The following is a 20,721-nucleotide window of genomic DNA, read 5'->3' as shown; positions in this document are numbered from 1 at the left end:
GAAACGCCCACACCAACAAGAAGAACAGTAGCGCATGAACGCAAATCCCTCCCTCACGCCGTCAGATCCTGAGTTCGACTACATCATCGTTGGCGCCGGCTCTGCCGGCTGTGTGCTCGCCAACCGGCTCTCGGCGAACGGCAAACACTCGGTGCTGCTGCTTGAGGCCGGCCCGAAGGATTCCAACATCTGGATCCACGTGCCGCTCGGCTATGGAAAGCTGTTCAAGGAGAAGAGCGTCAACTGGATGTACCAGACCGAGCCGGAGCCCGAGCTGAAGGGCCGGCAGGTGTTCCAGCCGCGTGGAAAAACGCTGGGCGGATCGAGCTCGATCAACGGCTTGCTCTATGTGCGCGGCCAGCACGAGGACTACGATCGCTGGCGCCAGCACGGCAATGCCGGCTGGGGCTATGACGACGTGCTGCCCTATTTCAAGAAGGCCGAGAACCAGGCGCGCGGCGCCGATCAATATCACGGCAGCGGCGGGCCGCTGCCGGTCTCCAACATGGTGGTGACCGATCCGCTGTCGAAAGCGTTCATGGACGCCGCGGTCGAGACCGGTCTGCCCTATAATCCCGACTTCAACGGCGCCACGCAGGAAGGCGTTGGCCTGTTCCAGACCACGACGCGCAACGGACGCCGCGCTTCGACCGCGGTGGCCTATCTCGGTCCTGCGAAGACACGCAGCAATCTCAAGATCGAGACCGAGGCGCTCGGCCAGCGCGTGCTGTTCGAGGGACGCCGCGCCGTCGGCGTCGAATACCGGCAAGGTGCAAATGTGCGCCGTGCGCGGGCAAGCAGGGAGATCGTGCTGTCGAGCGGCGCCTACAACTCGCCGCAGCTGCTCCAGCTCTCCGGCGTCGGTCCCGCCGATCTCCTGCGCAAGCATGGCATTGACGTGGTCCTCGACGCGCAGGGCGTTGGCCACGATCTCCAGGATCACATGCAGGTCCGCATCGTGATGCGCTGCTCGCAAAAGATCACGCTCAACGACACCGTCAATAATCCGCTTCGGCGCACGCTGGCCGGCGCGCGCTATGCGCTGTTCCGGAAAGGCTGGCTGACGATCGCAGCCGGCACGGCCGGCGCGTTCTTCAAGACCAATCCGCGGCTCGCTTCGCCGGATATCCAGGTCCACTTCCTGCCGTTCTCGACCGACAAGATGGGCGAGAAGCTGCATGATTTTTCCGGTTTCACGGCCTCGGTCTGCCAGCTCCGGCCCGAAAGCCGTGGCTCCCTACGCATCAAAAGCGCCGATCCGACCGTGCCGCCGGAGATCCGCATCAACTACATGTCGACCGAGACCGACCGCACCACCAACGTCGAAGGGCTCAAGATCCTGCGCAGGATATTGAACGCGCCGGCGCTGAAGCCGTTCGTGGTCAATGAGTATGATCCCGGGGCGAAGGTATCGACGGATGCCGAACTGCTGGATTATTGCCGTGAGCGTGGCAGCACCATCTACCATCCGACCTCGACCTGTCGTATGGGCAATGACGCGCTGTCGGTGGTCGACCAGCGGCTGAAGGTGAGGGGGCTTGAGGGCCTTCGCGTCGTTGACGGCTCGATCATGCCGGACCTCGTGTCGGGGAACACCAACGCGCCGATCATCATGATCGCCGAGAAGGCCTCCGACATGATATTGGAGGAGGTGCGGTAAATCCGCGCGTCTTGAGAGGATAAGAGCTTGGCTACTCGACTACGGATCGGCACCCGCAAGAGCGTGATGGCGCTGGCACAGACGGAAGAGATCGCGCGCCGCCTGACCGCAGCCGTGCCCGGTCTCGATGTCGAGATCGTCAAGTTCGACACCACGGGCGACCTCGACCAGACCAGCAAGCTGTTGCCGCATGGCGGCAAGGGCGGCGCCTTCGTGGCGCAGATCCGCGCCGCCGTGCTGTCGGGCGAACTCCAGGCGGCGATGCATTCGCTGAAGGACATGCCTGGCAACGAGGATACGCCCGGCCTCGTCATCGGCGCCACGCTGTCACGCGATCCGCCCAATGACGCGCTGGTGCTGCGCGACGGCGTGACGCTGGAAGCACTGCGCCAGTCGCGCGGCAAGGGTTTCAAGATCGGCACCAATGCGGTGCGCCGCGCCGCCTATGCGCGGCGGCTGTTTCCCGACGTCGAGGTGATCCACTTCCGCGGCGCGGCCGACACGCGCGTGCGAAAGCTGGACAACGGTGAGAAGCAGAAGTTGCCGGATGGTGGTTCGGTCGGTCCCGCCGATGCGCTGATCATGGCGCGCTCAGGTCTCGACCGCGTCGGCCTGTCCAGCCGTATCGCCTACGAATTCACTGCAGCAGAGATGCTGCCCGCGGCAGGGCAAGGCATCGTCGCCGTGGAATGCGCGGCGCAGGACTGGCAAACGCGGCAGATCCTGTCATCGATCGACGATCCCGCTGCACACGCCTGCGCCGATGCCGAGCGCGAGGTGCTTTGGGTGCTCAACGGCCACTGCAATTCGCCGGTCGCGGGTTTCTCGACCATCGCAGGCGATCAGATGTCGCTGACGGCGTCCGTGCTCGACCTCTCCGGTAACACCATCATCGAGGCCTCAGGCACTGGCCCGGCGAACCGTCCGCGTGAGCTCGGCCGTGCGGTGGGACTGGATCTGCTGACGAAGGGCGCCGCCGAGATCATCGAGCGCAGCCGGCCGCGCTAGTCTTCCCCGCATTCTCCGCCGTCATTGCGAGCGCAGCGAAGCAATCCAGACTGTCTCCGCGGATAGATTCTGGATTGCTTCGCTGCGCTCGCAATGACGAGGGGGACAGCGCTGTGATGATGCCATTATGCGCCTGTGTTGCCCGACGTGTCAAACGATATTTCGGAAAATACAAACCCGGTGCGATGTCAAATTCTTCAATGACTTGTCTACTGTGCATGGGGTTGTTTTCGCATTTTTGTTCGGGGGGCGCCGCAAATCAGGACCTCATCCTGAGGAGCGCGCTCTTGCGCGCATCTCGAAGGATGGCCGCAAAAGAGGTGCTGACCTCTACCCCCGCACCCGCTTCAGCATCTGCTCGACATGGGCGATCGGCGTCTCCGGCTGGATGCCGTGGCCGAGATTGAAGATGAAGCGCCCCTGCGCAAAGTTCGCCAGCACATTGTCCACCGCGCGGTCGAGCGCGGCGCCGCCGGTGATCAGCACCAGCGGATCGAGATTGCCCTGAATGGCGACGCGTGATTGCACGCGCTCGCGGATGAAGGCCGGCTCCGCGGTCCAGTCGATGCTGACGCCGTCGACGCCGGTCGCCTCGACATAACCAGGCAATTGCGCGCCGGCGCCGCGCGGAAAGCCGATGATCTTCGCGTCAGGCACCTTCGCGCGCACGCCCTCGACGATGCGCCGGGTCGGCTCGACCGACCAGCGCGCGAACTCGGCCGGTGGCAGCACGCCGGCCCAGGTGTCGAAGATCTGCAAGGCATTGGCACCCGCGGCGAGCTGCGCCAGCAGATACGCGATCGAGCTCTCGACCAGCACGTCGATGATCTTGGAGAACGCCTCCGGATGCCGGTAGGCCATCATCCGCGCCGGCGCCTGGTCGGGCGTGCCGTGGCCCGCGACCATGTAGGTCGCCACCGTCCAGGGCGCGCCGCAGAAGCCGATCAGCGCGGTCCTGGGATCGAGCGCATTGCGTACGAGCTTGAGTGCCTCGAACACCGGCGCGAGCTTGCCGAAATCGGCGTGCGCAGCGAGCGTTGCGACCTTGGCGGGATCATCCAGCGGCTCGAGCCGCGGACCTTCGCCGACCTCGAAGCGCACGGAGCGGCCGAGCGCATAGGGGATCACCAGAATGTCCGAGAAGATGATCGCCGCATCGAAGCCGAACCGGCGGATCGGTTGCAGCGTGACTTCGGCGGCAAGCTCCGGATTGAAGCAGAGATCGAGGAAGCCGCCGGCCTTGGCCCGCACCTCGCGATACTCCGGCAGATAGCGGCCGGCCTGCCGCATCATCCACATGGGCGGAACGGCTTGGCGCTGGCCGGAGAGCACGTCGATGAAGGGCTTTGTCGCAGACTGGGGCACGAACGATCCTGATGCAGGTTGGCGTCCCTGATACACCGCCTGCGGCCCGAGCGGAACAGGGGAACAAGCGCAAATGCGCCGCGTTGACCTGCCATGGAGGAGATCATGGCTGAGACATTCAATCCCGCGCCGCACGACAAGCACGCGGACGATCTGCACGAGGCGCACGCTGCCGATCGTCATGCCAAGCTCGATACCGCTCTGGAAGACAGCTTCCCGGCGTCCGATCCCGTAAGCGCCGCGCAGCCGACGCCCTCGAAGGCCGATGCCGACGCCGACAGCCCCTCGCTCTGGGACAAGGTTAAGGCGATCTTCAGCTAGCGGGAGGGGCGCCGGATTCCGATAGGTTCGCTAATGTCTTGTTAGCGATGCGCTGATCCTTGCGTCCGTAGGACTACGGGAAACTGGGGATATGGCTGCGGATTTCGGCAGCCATTTCAGAGTTCAATAACAGAAGCGGCAGAGGTTCCGAGCGATCGGAGAACCCTGCCGTTATGAGCGCTGCTACCCAAAGAGCCGGATGGAGCCGCCTGCCGCTGCGCGCGGCGGCGTTTGTCGTGCTGACCTGCGCGACCATCCTCGGCGTCAGCGGCTGGCGCGAATGGGCCGCCCGCGACGCGGTGCTCAAGGGCGCCGAGACCGAGATGTCGAACGTCGCGCGCTCGCTGACGCAGCATGCCGAGGACAGCCTCGACCTGCTCGATTCCGGCGTCGTCGGCGTGGTCAGCCGGCTGGAGATGGACGGCACCGATCCCGCCACGATCGCCAAGCTCAAGAACCTCATGGAGGTGCGCAAGAAGTCGATGGAGCGCGTGCACAGCTTTGCCATCATCGACGATCAGGGCAATTGGCTGACCGCGCCCGGCACCATCGGCTCGACGCTCGGCGACGACGCCTTCTTCCGCTATCACCAGCTCTCCCCGAAACGCGAGGCTCATATCGGCCGTCCCGTGAACAGCCTGCTCGACGGCGAATGGGTCGTCACCCTGTCGCGTCGCTTCAACAAGCCGGACGGCAGCTTTGGCGGCGTGGTGCTCGCGACCATCAGCTCGAAATATCTTTCGCATTTCTACGAGCAGTTCGAGATCGGCCGCAACAGCTCGGTGGCGTTGATGCATGGCGAAGGCATGATCGTCGCGCGCAACCCCAGCAACGACAAGTTCGTCGGCCGCAGTGTCGCCGACACCCCGTTGTTCCGTGACGCCAGCCTGCAACGGCCGAGCGGCGCCTATCATTTCAAGTCGCCGCTGGACGGCGCTGAACGCGTCAGCTTCTTCAAGCGCTCCGGCCGCTTTCCGCTCGTCCTGCTTGCGACCGTCGACAAGGACGAGCTGCTGGCGCCCTGGCGCGCGGCTGCGGTCTCCCGCATGCTCTATGTCCTCGCGCTCGTCATGCTGATCGCGGTGATCGGTGCGGTGCTGGTGCGGCAGCTGCAACGGGGCCAGAGCATGGCGGCTGCCTTGGTCGAGAAGGAAGCGCATTTCCGCCTGCTCGCGGAGGGCTCCAGCGACATGGTCACCCGCATCGGGCTCGACGAGCGGCTGCGTTACGTCTCGCCGTCGTCGAACCGCGTCGTCGGCTGGCGCGCCAATCAGCTGGTCGGAACGGACGCGCTCGCAGGCATCCATCCGGAGGATCGGCCTCAGGTCCAGGCCGTCGTCGACGCCATGAAACGCGGCGAGAAGGACGAAGCGCGCATCACCTATCGCAACGTGCACCGGACAAACACCGAGGTCTGGCTCGAATCGACCATGCGCGTAACGCGCAAGGACAACGGCAATGTCGACGGCGTGGTCGCGATCTCGCGCGACATCACCGAGCAGAAGAAGCTCGAGACCAAGCTCGAGACGCTTGCGATCGAGGACGGTCTCACCGGACTCGCCAACCGCCGCCATTTCGACGAGCGGCTGAACGAGGAATGGGCGCGCGCCTATCGCGACCGCTCGAGCCTTGCGTTGCTGATGATCGACGTCGATAGCTTCAAGGCCTATAACGACGAATACGGCCATCCCGCGGGCGATGCGTGCCTGCGGGTGGTAGCTCAGGTCATCGCGGCGGAGATGAAGCGCCCTGGTGATCTGGCGGCGCGCTATGGCGGCGAGGAATTCGCCATGCTGCTGCCGAACACCGATGCTGCGGGCTGTGCCAGCGTCGGCGAACGGATCCGCAAGGCCATCCGCGAGGCCGGCCTCGTCCATACCACCAATCGAGCGTCGGGCTACGTCACCGCCTCACTCGGCGGTGCGATCTGCCGGCCGGCGCTGGAGCGCACCGCCGGTGTCGGCACGCTCGTCGAGGCCGCCGATCAGGCGCTCTATGCCGCCAAGGAAGCCGGGCGCGACCGCCTGATGATGTCGGTTCGGGTGGCGAATCTTCCCAAGGCGGTCGGCCAGTAATATCACTCAATAATGCGGCGGGGGCTCGTTGGCGGGGCCCGGCGCATTCGCTTCGGCTTCCTGCAACCGTTCACTGAGCTGCGCGAACTGCCGCGTCAACGCGTCGATCTGCTTCCATTGCGCCGTGATGGTCTGGTTCAGCGTCTCGATGGTGTCGTCCTGATAGGCCAGGCGCGTCTCCAGCGTGTCGATGCGCTCGCTCAGCGTCTTGATCTCATTCGTCACGTCTCGCGTCCTTGTCCCGTTGCCGCAGCCCATGGCCGAGCGCGACGCGCTCGTCGAACACAAAACATTCGCCGCGCCAGCGGCTCTGCGCCTCCGGCACCTCTTCCAGATATTTCAGAATGCCGCCCTTGAGGTGATAGACCTCGGTAAAGCCGCGCGCGAGCAGATGCGCGCTGGCCTTCTCGCAGCGGATGCCGCCGGTGCAGAACATCGCGATCCTGCGGTGCTTGGCCGGATCGAGCCGCTCGGCGGCAAAATCCTTGAACTGGCCAAAGCGCTTGATCTCAGGATCGACCGCGCCCTCGAACGTCCCCATCGCCACCTCGAAGGCGTTGCGGGTATCGAGCACCAGCGTATCGGGCGCCGCAATCAGCGCGTTCCATTCGCTCGCATCGACATAGGTGCCGACCTGCCGGGTCGGGTCGGCGGCCGCATCGCCGAGCGTGACGATCTCCTTCTTCAGCCGCACCTTGAGCCGGCCGAACGGCATCGCTTCCGCAGTCGAGAATTTGAGTTCGAGATTGTTGAGGCGCCCCCCGAACAGGTCGCCGTGCGCCAGTTCGTGGGCGAAGGCGTCGATCGCCTCAGGCGCGCCGGCGATCGTGCCGTTGATGCCTTCGCCGGCCAGCAACACGCTGCCCTTCAGCGCCAGCCTAGCGCAGAGCGCGCGCAAGGGCTCGCGCAGCTCGCGGTAATCGGGCAGGGCGGCGAATTGGTAGAAGGCGGCGACCTTGTGGATCATGGCGGCTCGTTTAGCAGGCGGGCGCCGCCCAGAAAACCCGCATGGCCGGGAGTGGCAAAAGGTCTATACGCCCAGCGGATGGCAGCCATTTCCCTGGTATGCCAGCATTGCCCGGGCAGCCCGGAATGTGCCATGAAGACCTGATTTTCGCGACGGCGCGCCACCCGCGCCCCAAGGCCTAGCTGAGAAGCCAAGAGAGCAGAATTCGATGAGAAACTTCCACTTCCCGGGCAGGTCCACGGTCCACGCCACCAACGCGATGGTCGCAACCTCGCATCCGCAGGCCTCTCTGGCCGCGATCGAGGTGCTGCGTGAGGGCGGCACGGCGGTGGACGCGGCGGTCGCGGGTTCGGCCGTGCTCGGCGTGATCGAGCCGCAATCGACCGGCATCGGCGGCGACTGCTTTGCGCTGATCCAGCCGCGCGGCGAGGGCAAGATCATCGCCTATAACGGCTCCGGCCGCGCGCCGAAGGCGGCGAGCGCCGACTGGTATCTCGAGCGCAAGATCACCTCCGTGCCGCTGACCTCGGCGCATGCGGTCTCGATCCCCGGCGTGATCGACGCCTTTGCGACCGTGCTGCGCGATCACGGCAAGTTCGGCTTCGATCGGCTGCTCCAGCCTGCGATCAAGGCGGCCGAGGAAGGCTACGTCGTTGCCCCCCGCATCGCCTTCGACTGGAAGAACCAGTTCGAGAAACTGAAGAACGGCACCAACACGGTGCGCTACCTGCTGCCGGGCGGCAAACCGCCGGTGGCCGGCGATGTCATCCGCCAGGCCGAGCTCGGCAAGACGCTGCGCGCCATCGCCAAGGACGGCCGTGATGCCTTCTACAAGGGGCCGATCGCGGAGGACATGGTCGAGACCCTGCGCGGCATCGGCGGCCTGCACACGCTCGACGATTTCGCCGCGCACACCACCGAAACGACCACGCCGATCGGCACCATGTACAAGGGCTACGACGTCTGGCAGTGCCCGCCGAACGGCCCGGGCGTCACTGCGCTCTTGATGCTCAACATCCTGTCGCGCTTCGACCTGACCAAGTATGCGCCCGTCAGCGTCGAGCGCTTCCATCTCGAGGCGGAAGCCGCGCGCATCGCCTACATGAATCGCGAGATGCATGTCGCCTCTCCCGAGCATATGAAGATCAACGTCGCCGAAATGCTCGAAAAGGGCTTTGCCGACGAGTACATCAGCAAGATCCGCCTGGACGGCATGCTCGACCTGCCTGATGTCGCGCCGCCGATGAATCCCTCGACCATCTACATCACGGTGGTGGACAAGGACCGCAACGTCTGCTCGTTCATCAATTCGGTCGCACATTCGTTCGGCTCGGCGATCGTCTCGAACAAGACCGGCGTGCTGTTCCAGAATCGCGCCGGCGGCTTCCGCATCCAGCCGGGCCATCCCAACTGCATCGAGGGCGGCAAGCGTCCGCTGCACACGATCATGCCGGGCCTGCTCACCAAGGGCGGACGTTCCACGATGTCGTTCGCAGTGATGGGCGGCCAGTACCAGCCGACCGGCCAGACTCATCTCTTGACCAACATCCTCGACTATGGCTGCGACGTGCAGGAAGCGATCGACATGCCGCGCGGCCTGCACTACGAGGGCCAGTACCAGCTTGAGGACAGCGTGCCCGCTGACATCGTCGAGGGCCTGAAGAAGCTCGGCCACAAGACCACCAGCGTGGTCGGCCCGCTCGGCGGCGCCCAGGCGATCTGGATCGATTGGGACAAGGGTACGCTGACCGGCGGTTCCGATCCCCGCAAGGACGGCTGCGCACTCGGCTATTGAGCGAGACCCAGGGCTGGAAACGACACCTGCATTGCGCTAGACACCTCCCGCCTCGAACGGAAGGTATCTTATGCAGCGTTTCCAGCGCGCACTCCTCGTCATCATGTCGGCACTCGCGATCACCGTGATCGCAGGCGTGTCCGGCTTCGTCTCCACCACGGCCTCGGCCCAGACCGCAGGAAAGTCCATGACCACAGCTTCAGGCTTGCAAGTAATCGACAGCGTCGTCGGCACCGGTGCCTCTCCCAAGCCCGGCCAGATCTGCGTGATGCACTATACCGGCTGGCTCTATGAGAACGGCCAGAAGGGCAAGAAATTCGACTCATCGGTCGATCGCAACGAGCCGTTCGAGTTTCCGATCGGCAAGGGCCGTGTCATCGCCGGCTGGGACGAGGGCGTTAGCACGATGAAGATCGGCGGCAAGCGCACGCTGATCATCCCGCCGCAGCTTGGCTACGGCGCCCGCGGCGCCGGCGGCGTGATCCCGCCGAACGCGACGCTGATGTTCGACGTGGAATTGCTCGCGGTGAAGTGACGACGCTATGCGTCGTCATGGCCGGGCTTGTCCCGGCCATCCACGTCTTGGCGATTTAAAGAAGAAACGTGGATGCCCGGGACAAGCCCGGGCATGACGGAGAGAGTTCAGAACAAAAAAGACCGGCCTTGCGGCCGGTCTTTTCATTTTCGGTCTAACGCGTGTTACTCAGCCGCGCGACGTGCCGCCGCAGCGGCGCGATCGATCGCTTCCTTCGCGGCGTCCTTGGCATCGCCCATGGCCTTCTGGCCTTTACCCTGGACCTCCTGGACCACGCCTTCGCCCTTCAGGCGGTCGGACCCGGTGGCTTCGCCGATGCCCTGCTTGGCCTTGCCGATGGCCTCGTTGGCGGTGCCCTTGATCTTGTCGCTCGTGCTACCCATGAAACTCTCCTTCCGGTTTGCTCGCGGTGACAACGTCTGGCGGCTATGAGAGTTCCTTTTTTGGTATGGCTTGATGTCGCGGCTTTGGTTAGCTTGCCGCGCACGGAACCAACAGAAAGCAAGACCAATGACCGGCCATGACCACACGCATTCCCACCATGCACACGATCATGACGATCGCTGGAAACATGACGGCGTGCGCGTCATTCCCGGCAATCAGCTCGATACCAACGTGCCGTCCACGGCAGGCATGGACCGCGCGGCCGCGATCAATTTCGCCCGCGTCGGCGCGCAGAAATTGTGGGCGGGCACGGTCAGCATCAAGCCTGATGCCAAGACCGGCGCGCATCACCACGGCCATCTCGAAAGCGTCATCTACGTGGTGAAGGGCAAGGCGCGGATGCGCTGGGGCGAGAGCCTGCAATTCACCGCCGAGGCCGGCCCCGGCGATTTCATCTTCGTGCCGCCTTACGTCCCGCATCAGGAGATCAACGCCAGCCCGGACGAGGTGCTGGAATGCGTGCTGGTGCGCAGCGACGGCGAGGCGGTGGCGATCAACCTCGACATCGAGCCGGTCGAGAAGCCCGAGACCGTGCTGTGGATCGACCCGGTGCATCGGGACCCGAACGAGAAGAAGTAAGGCCTGCCCCAGCCTGCTGGTTCTCTGCGACAGAACCCCGCAGGCGGGCCTTGAAAAAATATCCGGAAGCCGTGTCGGATGGCTCTTGGGCCATCCGTCCTTGGGCAAAACCCCGCCCAAGGAGCTTCCGATGCCCAAGATGATTTTCGTCAACCTGCCGGTGACTGACCTCAAGCGCGCGACGGCCTTTTATGAGGCGGTCGGCGCGATCAGGAACCCGCAATTTTCCGACGAGACGGCGAGCTGCATGGTCTTCTCCGAGACCATTTTCGCCATGCTCCTGACCCACGACAAGTTCCGCCAGTTTACGCCGAAGCCGATCGCGGATGCCAAGACCTCGAACCAGGTGCTGCTCTGCCTGTCCGCCGACAGCCGCGACGACGTCGACGACATCGTCGGCAGAGCCGAGGCCGCGGGCGGGGTGGCCGATCCCAGCCCGAAAGATGAGTACAGCTTCATGTACGGCCGCAGCTTCGAGGATCCGGATGGCCATATGTGGGGCGTGAACTGGATGGACCTCGCGGCGGCTCCGACTCAGCCCGCCATGGCGAGCGCCTGATCGAAGCCTGCGAACATTGAAAACCTGAAGAGGAGCATTCCCCATGTCGAAGGTCGTGCCCTGCATGTGGTTCAACGGCGATGCCGAGGAAGCCGCAAAATTCTACGTCTCGCTCGTGCCGAATTCGGAGATCACGCACGTTCAGCGCAACGTGTCGGACAACCCGTCCGGCAAGGCAGGCTCGGTGCTTGTCGTCGAGTTCACGGTGGCCGGACAGCCTCTGGTCGCGCTCAATGGCGGCATGAAGGTGGAATACACCCACGCAATTTCGCTGATGATCCATTGCGACGATCAAGCCCAGGTCGACGGCGTCTGGAGCGCGTTCCTTGCTCATGGTGGCAAGGAGCAGCAGTGCGGCTGGATCAGCGATCGCTGGGGCGTGTCCTGGCAGGTGGTGCCGAAGGTGATGTTCGAGTTCCTCACGAGCCCCGACAGGGCCGCGGCCGCGCGTGCAATGCAGGCCATGATGAAGATGGTGAAGCTGGACGTGGAAGTGCTGCGCCGCGCGTTCGAGGGCAAGTCGGCGGCGTGACTTGCGCCACGTACTCAATGCCGTAGGGTGGACCAAGCGAAGCATGCCCACGTCCTTTCGCAAATAGAGACAAATGGTGGGCACGGCGCTTGCGCGCCTTTGCCCTCCCTACGAGACCATGCCCGGTCTCAATAATTAATCCTCAGCCCCACGCCGCCGTGGATGGTGTTGCCCACCGGCTGCGGGCCCAGCGTGCCGTTCGCGAACAGGTCCACGATCCAGCCCTTCTGCACGCGGAGGCCGAGGCGGCCGCCATATTCGAACCAGCCCTGGTTGCCCATGGTCGGCACCACCGTGCCGTCGCCGGTGACGGTGGCGACGATGCCGCTATGGCTGGCGAAGGACTGCACCCAGCCGCCATTGATATTGGTCTCGATGTTGCTGCCGAAGAGATGCGTCCACTGGCCGCCGATCTTGACAAGGCTGGTGCGGTCGGTGCCGGTCGCAATCGTGGCGTCGAATGGATTGAACGCCACCGCGCTGTCGCTATAGCCGGAGACGCGCTGCCAGAGCTGCCAGACCTCGATCGAGGCGGCGACTTCGTCGCGCGGCGACACGCGGCTCATCCAGCCGGCGCGGCCGTAGACGGCGTAGTTCGCAGCGTTGGTCGAGCCTGTGACGCTGACCGGGCCGAGGCTGGTGTTGTAGCTGCGGGTGTAGCGCGCCTTCTCCCACGGCGTCAGGATGGTGCCGATGTCGAAGAACGGGCGCGAAGAGCCCCAGTCGGTGAAATCATAGCGCAACGCGAAAGCGCCGATCGGCGCGCTGGTGATGTGGTAGCCGCCCTCGCTGTATTGCGTGTAGGCGATGCCGGCGAGCAGCGACAGATTGTTGGTGAGCTCCTTGCGGCCGTGGATGCCGGCCGAGAACGAGCCCGCCGAGCCGAACGCGCTGATGCAGTCGCTGCAATTGACCTGTTCGTTGACGCCGAGCAGCACCGTGCCGAGCACCCGGTTGGTGATCATCTGGTTGAAGCGCTGGCCCGCGAGGCCGCCGATTGAATTGCCGCTGGAGTCCGCTCCCGTCGGGCCCGGCGGTGGATAAGGGCTCGGTGACGGCGACGGATAGGGGCTCGGCGAGGGGGAGGGCGTCGGTGTCGGCGTGTATGTCGGCGACGGGGACGGCGAATAAGTCGGCGCCGGGGTGGGCGTCGGCTCGCCGCATTCGACCTCGCAAGCCGCCTGGGCTGCGGCCGGCCGGGCATCGAACGCGACAAGCGCAAACGCAGCAGCAGCGGTCAGCGCAGCCGTGAGGATCAATCGCCCGACGCGGAAATTCGCCATCGTCACCGCCCGCACAGCATGCCGTCGTCATGGACGGCGGGCGCGATGGTCGGCGAGGCGTCGGCATATTGGTTGACCGCGCACAGCCCGGCGCTTGCGGCGCAACTGGCGGCGAAGGTCCAGGGCGGCGTGTTGGTCTTGGTGATCGAGACCTTGCCGCCAGTTGAGATGATGATCGCGGTGTCGCCGGGCTGGGTGAGCTGCACGCATTGGAAGTTCGTCGTACAGACGCTGGCGGCGCCGTCCTGAAGCACGACGACGGAGCGGCCGCGCTGCGAGAGGATGTCGAGCGTGGTGCCGCGCACGCCGATGGTCGCGAGCGGCGTCGTGATCTTGTAGGCAGCCTTCTCGGAATGTCCGGTGACGAAACGGAACGCGCCGGTTGTCATGCGGATCACGACGTCGCGGTAGCTATGCTCGTCGTTGAAGACGGTGCGGTCGAGCTTGAGCGTTGCGCTCGATCCGAGCGAGAGGTTGGTGCTGTCGGCCATGACGAAGCGCGCCGCGCTGTCGGCGCCGGTGCGCACGGTCTCGTCGCGCAGCATGCTGTCGCCGACATTGATCGGCGTCGTGCTCGCGGCCACGCGCACGACTTCGTTCTGGATCACGACGGCTTCGCCGACGCGCGTCTGGGCCTGCGCGCAAGGCGCGGAGCACACTAAGGCCGAGAACAATGTGGGGAAAAGCCAGAAACGCAAATTCATTTCGCAACCGATCGATGTGTCCCTGATCGTACCGGATCGCGCGCGCTTCTGATGTGGCGAAATTATCACAAGCGGCGCGGGTCGTGCGTTATGCTTAGTGACAGTTGCGACGGAATGCGTTCAATGAAAAGTGCCATCCAGATTTTTCTCCGCGGTGAAGCAGATTTGCCACGCAAAACAGCCCCACAAAGACCGCTTGATTTGCCTGCAGTTCCGAAGATGTCGCGGAGCGCAGTGATTGCTGTCGCAATTTTCCTGCTCTCACATCTGGCGCTGATGATCGGGCTGACGACGCCGGATAAATTCGTTTTCGACGAAGTGCATTACGTGCCGGCTGCGCGGCAGATGCTGGCGCCCGCGATGTCGCAGCCGATGCTCAATCCGATGCATCCGCCGCTGGCCAAGGAGCTGATCGCCGCGTCGATTGCGACGTTCGGCGACAATGCGCTCGGCTGGCGCTATCCGGCGACTTTGTTCGGCGCGCTCGCGGTCGTCGCGATCTATCTGTGCGGCCTGGCGCTGTTCTCCGCGCAAGGGCCCGCGATCGCCGCGGCGCTGATCGCGGCCTTCAACCAGATGCTCTACGTGCAGGCGCGTATCGCGATGCTCGACATTTTCGCGCTCGGCTTCGGTCTGCTCGCGACTGCCGCCTTCTTGCATGGCTTCCGCAAGGAGCGGCCGCACGCGCTGTTCGCGCTTGCGGGCAGCCTGTTCGGCTGTGCCGCGGCCTGCAAATGGAGCGGCCTGTTTCCGCTCGGCATCTGCATCGTTATCGTTGCGGTCGTCCGCCTGATGCAGGGCTGGCGCACGCTGTTCGCCGACGCGAAGCCGGACGATTGGTATCGGCCCGACCTCTGGCCCGACTTCAGGGCGCCGCATATTGCGCTCTGCTTCGCCGTGCTGCCGGCGATGACATATCTTGCCGCGTTCGTCCCGCTCTACGGATTGTCGCTGCCCGATCTGATCGAGGCGCAACGCAGGATCTTTGCCGACAACACCACGACAGCAATCGCCGGCCACACTTACATGAGCTCGTGGCCATCCTGGCCGCTGCTCGCCCGCCCGGTGTGGTTCCTGTTCGACAAGATTGCCGAGGACAACGTCTCCGCCATCGTCTTCCTCGGCAACCCGCTGGTGCTATGGCCGGCGCTGCTCGCGCTTGCGATCGTGCTGCGGGACGTCGTCGTCGCGCGACGCTGGGATGCGTTCCTGATCGCGGCGTTCTATTTCGGCTGCTGGCTCGCCTGGGCGCTGCTGCCGCGCACGCTGGGTTTCATCTATTACTATCTGCCGGCCGCAACCGTTGCGTCGCTTGCGCTGGTCTACGTGCTGCGCAGGCAAGGCCTGCCGCGCTGGCTGCTGTGGGCCTATGTCGGGATCGCCGCGGTCAGCTTTGCGGTCATGCTGCCGATCTCGGCGGCCTTCATCGGCACGTCGATGCAGAGCTTCAACCGGCTGATGCTGTTTCAGAGCTGGATCTAATGCCCGGTTGCGTGCATAGCCACGGTAGAATTGTCTTGCTTGAATCAATCAAGGCGTGTGGACTGGCGGCCGTCGTCGGAACCGGAGACTCGCCGGGTGAATATAGAAAACGGCATCGCCAGACCGGATCGTTCCAGTGCGGAATGGCTGCGTGCGGTCGTCGATACCGCGGTCGACGGCGTGATCCTGATCGATGCCCGCGGTTGCATCCTGATGTTCAATCCGGCCTGCGAAGGCCTGTTCGGCTATCCCGAGGACGAGGTCATCGGCCTGAACGTCAAGGTCTTGATGCCGTCGTCCTACCGCGACGCTCACGACGGGTTCCTGCACAATTATCACACCACCGGCGACCGCAAGATCATCGGCATCGGCCGCGAGGTGGTGGGGCAGCGCAAGGACGGCTCGACCTTCCTGATGCATCTCTCGGTCGGTGAGACGAAGCGGGCCGGGGAAGAGTCGATCTTCGTCGGCATCATTCACGATCTCACGGGCCGCGAGCGGGTCGAGCGAGAACTGCGCGAGAGCGCGGCGCGGCTGCGCGCGGTCGTCGACACCGCCGTCGACGGCGTGATCCTGATCGATTCCGACGGCAGCATCCTGAAATTCAATCCCGCCTGCGAAAAACTGTTCAAATATCACGACGAGGAGGTTCTCGGGCAGAACGTCCGGATGCTGATGCCGGAACCCTATCGCTCCGGGCATGACGGTTACATCCACAATTTCCTCGCCACCGGTGAGAGGAAGATCATCGGCATCGGCCGCGAGGTGATGGGCCAGCGCAAGGACGGCACGACCTTCCCGATGGACCTGTCGGTCGGCGAGGCCAAGCAGGACGGCTCCTCCATCTTCGTCGGCATGATCCACGACCTGACGGATCGCAAGCGTACCGAGGCGCAGCTCATGCAGGCGCAGAAGATGGAAGCGGTCGGGCAGCTCTCCGGCGGCATCGCCCACGACTTCAACAATCTCCTCACCGTGATCGTCGGCAACGCCGAGCATCTGGCCGAGCAGTTGGTGTCGCGAGGGGATTTGAAACGGCTCGCTGATGACATCTGCAGCGCCGGCGAACGCGGCGCGGAGCTGACGCAGCGGCTGCTCGCCTTCAGCCGCAAGCAGTTGCTGCGGCCGGTGGAGACCGAATGCAACAAGCTCGTCGAATCCATGCACAAGCTGCTGCGGCGGACCCTTCGCGAGGATATCGAGCTATCGACCCATTCCGATCCCACGCTGCGGCACGCCTTCGCCGATCCGGTGCAACTCGAATCCGCGATCCTCAACCTCGCGCTCAACGCGCAGGACGCGATGGCGTCCGGCGGCCGCCTGACCATATCGACGGCGAACGCGTCGCTCGATGCCGGCGATCACAACGCGCATCCCGAGGTCGGGCCCGGCGAATACGTCGTGGTCGCCGTGACCGACAATGGTTGCGGCATGCCGAGGCGGGTGCTGGAACGAGCGTTCGAGCCCTTCTTCACCACCAAGGAGGTCGGCAAGGGCAGTGGGCTGGGGCTCAGCATGGTCTACGGCTTCGCCAAGCAATCCAACGGCCATGTCACGATCTACAGCGAGCCGGGCCTCGGGACAACGGTGCGGATCTATCTTCCCGCGGCGCTCGAGAAGACGCAGGGCGTGCCGCTGGCGGTCGAGAAGGAAGTGGTGCAGAGCGGCTCCGAAACCGTGCTGGTGGTCGAGGACGATCCGTTCGTCCGCTCCTATGCGGTCATGAGCCTGGAGAGTCTGGGCTACAAGGTGGTCTCCGCGGTCGATGGCAAGGAGGCCCTGCAGACGCTCGCTGCGGCACCGCATGTCGACCTGCTGTTCACCGACGTAGTGATGCCCGGCGGGGTGAATGGCTGGGAGCTTGCGGGGCTCGCGCGCAAGGCAAGGCCCGAACTGCGCGTGCTGCTGACGTCGGGTTACGCCCTCGAAACACTGGCGGCGAACGGCCATCTTCGGCAGGGCGCCCTGATCCTCGAAAAGCCTTACCGCAAGGCCGAGCTTGCGCGGCTGGTGCGCGAGGCACTTGCCGCTCCTGTGCCGGTCTGAGCCGCGGGCCGCCCGCCGCGTCGGCGGCAGGCGGGTCGTCTTCAAATCATTTTGACGCGGTCTTGGTGTCCATGTTCACGACCTGGACGCGGCGGTTGATCGGGTCGGCGCCGTTGGCGGTGTCCTTCAGCTTGGTCTTGCCGTAGCCGACGGTGACGAGATCGGTGCCGGTGAGGCCGTAGTTCTGCACCAGGTAGTTCTTGATGGTGTCGGCGCGCCGCTCGGAGAGCCCCTGATTGTACTCTTCGGTGCCGATGGCATCGGTGTGGCCGGCGACCACGAAGGTCGAGCCCTTCAGCGCCGGGTCGGACAGCGCCTTGCCGAGCGCCTGCACCGACGGCACTGAGGTCTTGGCGATGTCGGCCGAGTTGTAGTCGAACTGGATCTCCAGATCGATCTTCGGCTTGGTTGCAGCGAGCTCGGCGATCTGTTCGCGCTCGCCGGTCGAGAGTGACCGGGTCGAGCGGTTGCGCACCGTGTTCAGGAACGTCGCTTCCTTGGCCTGCACGGTCGGATCAGCCTGCGGACCGACGGACAGGCCGCGGGTTGCCGGCTTCGGCTTCAACGCATCCAGGATCTTGTCGGAAGAGACAGTGTCGCCGGCGAAAGCCAAGCCGGCCGTCATCGACAGCGCGGCCGTGAGAGTAATCGCCTTCAGTCCAAAAAACTTATCAAAACGGGTCATTGTGGTATCCTCGCTGTTACGCCTGATGACGATTTGATGCTGCGAGCCTAGGGCAGGTTCAAAGGCCCCGATGTGATCCTGGTCACGGTGGCGACAGGAGCTTGTGGCCGCATCCTAGCGCATTTGAGGGCGTTTCGGAGTGCACGACCGGGTTGCTTTGCTTCCGCAGGGAAGGCCAGCCTCGGCAGGCGAACAGTTATCGTCGCGTCTTTTTTGAGGCCGGTTCGATCCGTCACGATCTCAATGTGATCTAGATCACATTTCTCTTCCGTGGAAGAGATCACATTGAGCGCATCGGTGGTTCTTGATCTGGGGAGAAAGACCATGCGTTTCCTGCTCGCAGCAATGTCTCTCGCAGCCTTCGTCTTCAGCGGTCACGCGGCGCTCGCCGACAAGCGCGTCGCCTTCGTGGTCGGCAATGCCGCCTACAAGAATGTCCCGCAGCTTCCAAACCCTGCAATCGACGCAAAATCGATGGCCCGGGTGCTGCGCAATGTCGGCTTCGACGTGGTCGAGGGGGCCAATCTTACCCGCGACGCCATGACGGCCAAGCTGCTCGAGTTCGGAAAGAAGAGCGAAGGCGCCGATGTGGCACTGTTCTTTTATGCCGGCCACGGCATTGCGGTGAACGGCACCAACTATCTGCTGCCTGTCGATGCCGATCTCAAATCCGAGATGGACGTCAAGCTCGGCGCTGCGATCAACGTCGATCTGACGCTGGAGCAGACCATGGCGGATGCCAAGGTGAAGCTGGTGTTCCTCGATGCCTGCCGCGACAATCCCTTCGCCGCCAAGATCCGTTCGGCCAAGGCGACGCGGTCCGTCAACGTTGCAAGCGGCCTCGCCGAGATGAAGTCCGGCGAAGGCACGCTGATCGCGTTCGCGACCGGCCCCGGCCAGACCGCGCTCGACGGCGAGGCCGGCACCAACAGCCCGTTCACCCGCGCGCTGCTCGCCAACATCGCGCAGCCTGGTCTGGAGATCCAGCAGGCCATGACCAAGGTCCGCGCCCAGGTCAATGACGAGACCAACAAGGCGCAGCTGCCCTGGGGCCATACCAATCTGACCGGCACCGTCTATCTCAACTCGGCTGCCGCGCCTGCGCAGGATGCCGCGGCACCTGCGACCGTCGCCCAGGCCGGCGAAGTCGAGCTCGAGTTCTGGCGCTCGATCAAGGACAGCAACAAGGTCGAGGAGCTCAACGCCTACCTCACCAACTATCCGAACGGCACCTTCAAGTCGCTGGCGCTCGCCCGCATCGCCGCGATCCAGGACGGTCCGTCGACGACGACGCGCAACCTCACCGCAGGCGTCGATCCCGCCACCTTCACGGATACGGCCGACCAGATCTCCGAAGACCAGATTGGTCTGGACAAGAACCAGCGCCGCGACGTGCAGCGCCGCCTTACCGGCCTCGGCTTCGATATCAAGGTGACCGGCAAGTTCGACGAGGAGACCCGGTCTGTGCTCAAGCGCTGGCAGGCGGCGCGCGGCTATCCCGCGACCGGCTATCTCAACAAGCTCCAGCACAAGGCGATGCAGTCCGAGATCGTCTCCAGCCGCGTCGCCTCCGACGACGCCGAGGACGAGCCCGCGCGTCGCCGCTCCTCCGGCGGCAGCCGACGCGCTCACGGTGGCGGTGGCGGTGGCGGTGGCGGCGGCGCGGGCGGGCCGGGCGGTCTGTTCGGCCACATGATGGGCGGACTGTTCCGGCGGTAATCCGGCGAACGGCAATGCGTGAAGGCGGCCCGATCCGGGCCGCTTTTGCTTTGGAAGCGCCTGTACATCGATCGTCGCAAAGCCGTCGCCGCAGGGCCCGCCCGCGAACAAGCTTTCGGCCAGATGCACGCCTAGCACGACCGTTCGCCGATAGCCGTGATTGAGGGGAGCCGAGTTCCATCCAGTGCCAAGGCCGAGTGACTACCAGTTCTATCGCAATGGCCCGCCGGATCGGACCGTCTCTCTCAACTCCATGCCGATCTATATCGGTGCGGCGATGATCGCAGTCGCGATCCTGCTGTCGACGCTGATCACGGGATTGACCTCCCGCTATGTCGGCCTCGACGGGCCGACCGACGAGAACATGTGGCTGGTCGACCGTCTCACCGGCAGCGTCTATCGCTGCCAGGCGGAGGTGCGCGGCAAGGCCTCGTGCGAGCCGGATATCGCCACCGGCAGCGTTGGCGATCGGTCCAAGGCCCCTAAGGGCGGGCGCTGATCGCCTTCGCACCGCAGCGAGGGAAATTTTATTCTCCACGAAACGTTCTCTCTGGGGAAACGTACTAACGAATACCGGCATGACGCCGGTTTGGTTTTTACGGAGGAGACTTTTCGATGAAGATTGTGCTCACCGCCGCTGCCCTTGGTGCACTCGCTCTTTCCCTGTCGCCCGCATCCGCGGCGATGATGGCGTGCACCGGCGATAACATGATGAAGTCGACGGCCATGATGATGGGCACCGCCGACACCCCGGCCAAGGTGGCGGCCAACAAGGAAATGGCCATGGCCAACACCGACATGAGCAATGGCAAGATGAAGGGCGGCTGCATGCATTACATGAAGGCGCAGAAGGCCATGATGATGAAATAGGCCTCGGCCACGTCGAACGGCCGCGCTGGCAGCAGATGGCAGCGCGGCCTTTTCTTTTGTTGTTTCCGGTCCGCTTCTTTCTCCTGGCGCGA

At 64.3% G+C, this 20,721-nt stretch carries 21 protein-coding genes; 14 read left to right on the top strand and 7 right to left on the bottom strand.

Annotated elements, in window-relative coordinates; genetic code table 11:
- Positions 1-34 precede the first annotated feature (34 nt).
- Both AC1RR3_RS14985 and hemC read left to right on the top strand, forming a co-directional pair.
- Positions 35-1,660, top strand: a complete 1,626-nt coding sequence (locus AC1RR3_RS14985; RefSeq protein WP_492823817.1) for a GMC family oxidoreductase — start codon at positions 35-37, stop codon at positions 1,658-1,660.
- 27 nt (positions 1,661-1,687) lie between these two features.
- Positions 1,688-2,668: a hydroxymethylbilane synthase gene (gene hemC / locus AC1RR3_RS14980; protein WP_492823815.1), complete on the top strand. Its 981-nt coding sequence runs from the start codon at positions 1,688-1,690 to the stop codon at positions 2,666-2,668.
- Positions 2,669-2,998: 330 nt separating this feature from the next.
- Here hemC and hemE read toward each other — a convergent pair whose 3' ends face one another.
- Positions 2,999-4,033 (bottom strand): uroporphyrinogen decarboxylase, encoded by a 1,035-nt coding sequence (hemE, locus tag AC1RR3_RS14975; RefSeq protein WP_492823813.1) that lies wholly within the window; start codon positions 4,031-4,033, stop codon positions 2,999-3,001.
- A gap of 105 nt (positions 4,034-4,138) precedes the next feature.
- Here hemE and AC1RR3_RS14970 point away from each other — a divergent pair, with 105 nt between their 5' ends.
- Positions 4,139-4,354 (top strand): hypothetical protein, encoded by a 216-nt coding sequence (locus AC1RR3_RS14970; protein WP_492823811.1) that lies wholly within the window; start codon positions 4,139-4,141, stop codon positions 4,352-4,354.
- Positions 4,355-4,527: 173 nt separating this feature from the next.
- Positions 4,528-6,429 (top strand): diguanylate cyclase domain-containing protein, encoded by a 1,902-nt coding sequence (locus AC1RR3_RS14965; RefSeq protein WP_492823809.1) that lies wholly within the window; start codon positions 4,528-4,530, stop codon positions 6,427-6,429.
- 6 nt (positions 6,430-6,435) lie between these two features.
- On the opposite strand, the gene AC1RR3_RS14960 is transcribed toward AC1RR3_RS14965, so the two are convergent.
- Positions 6,436-6,654 carry a SlyX family protein gene (locus AC1RR3_RS14960; protein WP_492823807.1) on the bottom strand — a complete coding sequence of 73 codons (219 nt, stop codon included), beginning with the start codon at positions 6,652-6,654 and terminating at the stop codon, positions 6,436-6,438.
- Positions 6,644-7,396: an oxygen-dependent tRNA uridine(34) hydroxylase TrhO gene (gene trhO / locus AC1RR3_RS14955; RefSeq protein ID WP_492823805.1), complete on the bottom strand. Its 753-nt coding sequence runs from the start codon at positions 7,394-7,396 to the stop codon at positions 6,644-6,646. The genes AC1RR3_RS14960 and trhO overlap by 11 nt, the downstream gene beginning before the upstream one ends.
- A gap of 208 nt (positions 7,397-7,604) precedes the next feature.
- Here trhO and ggt point away from each other — a divergent pair, with 208 nt between their 5' ends.
- Both ggt and AC1RR3_RS14945 read left to right on the top strand, forming a co-directional pair.
- A complete protein-coding gene (gene ggt, locus AC1RR3_RS14950; RefSeq protein ID WP_492823803.1) occupies positions 7,605-9,191 on the top strand; it encodes a gamma-glutamyltransferase in 1,587 nt (528 codons plus the stop codon).
- A gap of 70 nt (positions 9,192-9,261) precedes the next feature.
- The gene (locus tag AC1RR3_RS14945; protein WP_492823801.1) at positions 9,262-9,726 is read left to right on the top strand and encodes an FKBP-type peptidyl-prolyl cis-trans isomerase; all 465 of its coding nucleotides are present in this window, start codon (positions 9,262-9,264) and stop codon (positions 9,724-9,726) included.
- 164 nt (positions 9,727-9,890) lie between these two features.
- On the opposite strand, the gene AC1RR3_RS14940 is transcribed toward AC1RR3_RS14945, so the two are convergent.
- Positions 9,891-10,109, bottom strand: a complete 219-nt coding sequence (locus AC1RR3_RS14940) for a CsbD family protein (RefSeq protein ID WP_492823799.1) — start codon at positions 10,107-10,109, stop codon at positions 9,891-9,893.
- 127 nt (positions 10,110-10,236) lie between these two features.
- On the opposite strand from AC1RR3_RS14940, the gene AC1RR3_RS14935 reads away from it, so the two are divergent.
- From AC1RR3_RS14935 to AC1RR3_RS14925, 3 genes are all read left to right on the top strand, one after another.
- A complete protein-coding gene (locus AC1RR3_RS14935; protein ID WP_011085194.1) occupies positions 10,237-10,749 on the top strand; it encodes a cupin domain-containing protein in 513 nt (170 codons plus the stop codon).
- A 130-nt stretch (positions 10,750-10,879) separates the two neighbouring features.
- Positions 10,880-11,308 (top strand): VOC family protein, encoded by a 429-nt coding sequence (locus tag AC1RR3_RS14930; protein ID WP_492823795.1) that lies wholly within the window; start codon positions 10,880-10,882, stop codon positions 11,306-11,308.
- A gap of 43 nt (positions 11,309-11,351) precedes the next feature.
- The gene (locus AC1RR3_RS14925) at positions 11,352-11,840 is read left to right on the top strand and encodes a VOC family protein (RefSeq protein WP_492823793.1); all 489 of its coding nucleotides are present in this window, start codon (positions 11,352-11,354) and stop codon (positions 11,838-11,840) included.
- 128 nt (positions 11,841-11,968) lie between these two features.
- On the opposite strand, the gene AC1RR3_RS14920 is transcribed toward AC1RR3_RS14925, so the two are convergent.
- Together AC1RR3_RS14920 and AC1RR3_RS14915 are read right to left on the bottom strand one after the other, a co-directional pair.
- Positions 11,969-13,123 carry a hypothetical protein gene (locus AC1RR3_RS14920; protein WP_492823791.1) on the bottom strand — a complete coding sequence of 385 codons (1,155 nt, stop codon included), beginning with the start codon at positions 13,121-13,123 and terminating at the stop codon, positions 11,969-11,971.
- A 2-nt stretch (positions 13,124-13,125) separates the two neighbouring features.
- The gene (locus AC1RR3_RS14915) at positions 13,126-13,827 is read right to left on the bottom strand and encodes a FecR family protein (protein ID WP_492823789.1); all 702 of its coding nucleotides are present in this window, start codon (positions 13,825-13,827) and stop codon (positions 13,126-13,128) included.
- Positions 13,828-13,878: 51 nt separating this feature from the next.
- Between AC1RR3_RS14915 and AC1RR3_RS14910 the strand changes: the two genes are divergently transcribed.
- Both AC1RR3_RS14910 and AC1RR3_RS14905 read left to right on the top strand, forming a co-directional pair.
- Complete coding sequence (locus tag AC1RR3_RS14910) at positions 13,879-15,309, top strand: phospholipid carrier-dependent glycosyltransferase (protein ID WP_492823787.1); 1,431 nt, start codon at positions 13,879-13,881, stop codon at positions 15,307-15,309.
- A 96-nt stretch (positions 15,310-15,405) separates the two neighbouring features.
- Entirely contained in the window at positions 15,406-17,355 is a 1,950-nt protein-coding gene (locus tag AC1RR3_RS14905; RefSeq protein ID WP_492823785.1) for a hybrid sensor histidine kinase/response regulator, read from the top strand.
- Positions 17,356-17,401: 46 nt separating this feature from the next.
- On the opposite strand, the gene AC1RR3_RS14900 is transcribed toward AC1RR3_RS14905, so the two are convergent.
- Positions 17,402-18,040: an OmpA family protein gene (locus AC1RR3_RS14900; protein WP_492823783.1), complete on the bottom strand. Its 639-nt coding sequence runs from the start codon at positions 18,038-18,040 to the stop codon at positions 17,402-17,404.
- A gap of 324 nt (positions 18,041-18,364) precedes the next feature.
- Between AC1RR3_RS14900 and AC1RR3_RS14895 the strand changes: the two genes are divergently transcribed.
- From AC1RR3_RS14895 to AC1RR3_RS14885, 3 genes are all read left to right on the top strand, one after another.
- On the top strand, positions 18,365-19,759 hold the full coding sequence (locus AC1RR3_RS14895) for a caspase family protein (RefSeq protein ID WP_492823781.1): 1,395 nt from the start codon (positions 18,365-18,367) through the stop codon (positions 19,757-19,759).
- Positions 19,760-20,012: 253 nt separating this feature from the next.
- Positions 20,013-20,258, top strand: a complete 246-nt coding sequence (locus AC1RR3_RS14890; RefSeq protein WP_492824226.1) for a hypothetical protein — start codon at positions 20,013-20,015, stop codon at positions 20,256-20,258.
- A 116-nt stretch (positions 20,259-20,374) separates the two neighbouring features.
- Complete coding sequence (locus AC1RR3_RS14885; RefSeq protein ID WP_492823779.1) at positions 20,375-20,629, top strand: hypothetical protein; 255 nt, start codon at positions 20,375-20,377, stop codon at positions 20,627-20,629.
- The last annotated feature ends 92 nt before the right edge of the window (positions 20,630-20,721 follow it).

The sequence above is a fragment of the Bradyrhizobium sp. GW821-FHT13H05 genome (assembly GCF_058804065.1).
Note: the sequence above shows the minus strand (reverse complement) of the source record. Positions and strands in the feature narration are given on the sequence as shown.

Bases quoted from the DNA above. Each gene is read 5' to 3' on its own strand.
- AC1RR3_RS14985 (WP_492823817.1), top strand. From the start codon at position 35: ATGAACGCAAATCCCTCCCTCACGCCGTCAGATCCTGAGTTCGACTAC.
- AC1RR3_RS14970 (WP_492823811.1), top strand. From the start codon at position 4,139: ATGGCTGAGACATTCAATCCCGCGCCGCACGACAAGCACGCGGACGAT.
- AC1RR3_RS14965 (WP_492823809.1), top strand. From the start codon at position 4,528: ATGAGCGCTGCTACCCAAAGAGCCGGATGGAGCCGCCTGCCGCTGCGC.
- trhO (WP_492823805.1), bottom strand. From the start codon at position 7,396: ATGATCCACAAGGTCGCCGCCTTCTACCAATTCGCCGCCCTGCCCGAT.
- ggt (WP_492823803.1), top strand. From the start codon at position 7,605: ATGAGAAACTTCCACTTCCCGGGCAGGTCCACGGTCCACGCCACCAAC.
- AC1RR3_RS14945 (WP_492823801.1), top strand. From the start codon at position 9,262: ATGCAGCGTTTCCAGCGCGCACTCCTCGTCATCATGTCGGCACTCGCG.
- AC1RR3_RS14940 (WP_492823799.1), bottom strand. From the start codon at position 10,109: ATGGGTAGCACGAGCGACAAGATCAAGGGCACCGCCAACGAGGCCATC.
- AC1RR3_RS14935 (WP_011085194.1), top strand. From the start codon at position 10,237: ATGACCGGCCATGACCACACGCATTCCCACCATGCACACGATCATGAC.
- AC1RR3_RS14930 (WP_492823795.1), top strand. From the start codon at position 10,880: ATGCCCAAGATGATTTTCGTCAACCTGCCGGTGACTGACCTCAAGCGC.
- AC1RR3_RS14925 (WP_492823793.1), top strand. From the start codon at position 11,352: ATGTCGAAGGTCGTGCCCTGCATGTGGTTCAACGGCGATGCCGAGGAA.
- AC1RR3_RS14920 (WP_492823791.1), bottom strand. From the start codon at position 13,123: ATGGCGAATTTCCGCGTCGGGCGATTGATCCTCACGGCTGCGCTGACC.
- AC1RR3_RS14915 (WP_492823789.1), bottom strand. From the start codon at position 13,827: ATGAATTTGCGTTTCTGGCTTTTCCCCACATTGTTCTCGGCCTTAGTG.
- AC1RR3_RS14910 (WP_492823787.1), top strand. From the start codon at position 13,879: ATGTGGCGAAATTATCACAAGCGGCGCGGGTCGTGCGTTATGCTTAGT.
- AC1RR3_RS14900 (WP_492823783.1), bottom strand. From the start codon at position 18,040: ATGACCCGTTTTGATAAGTTTTTTGGACTGAAGGCGATTACTCTCACG.
- AC1RR3_RS14895 (WP_492823781.1), top strand. From the start codon at position 18,365: ATGCGTTTCCTGCTCGCAGCAATGTCTCTCGCAGCCTTCGTCTTCAGC.
- AC1RR3_RS14890 (WP_492824226.1), top strand. From the start codon at position 20,013: ATGCCGATCTATATCGGTGCGGCGATGATCGCAGTCGCGATCCTGCTG.
- AC1RR3_RS14885 (WP_492823779.1), top strand. From the start codon at position 20,375: ATGAAGATTGTGCTCACCGCCGCTGCCCTTGGTGCACTCGCTCTTTCC.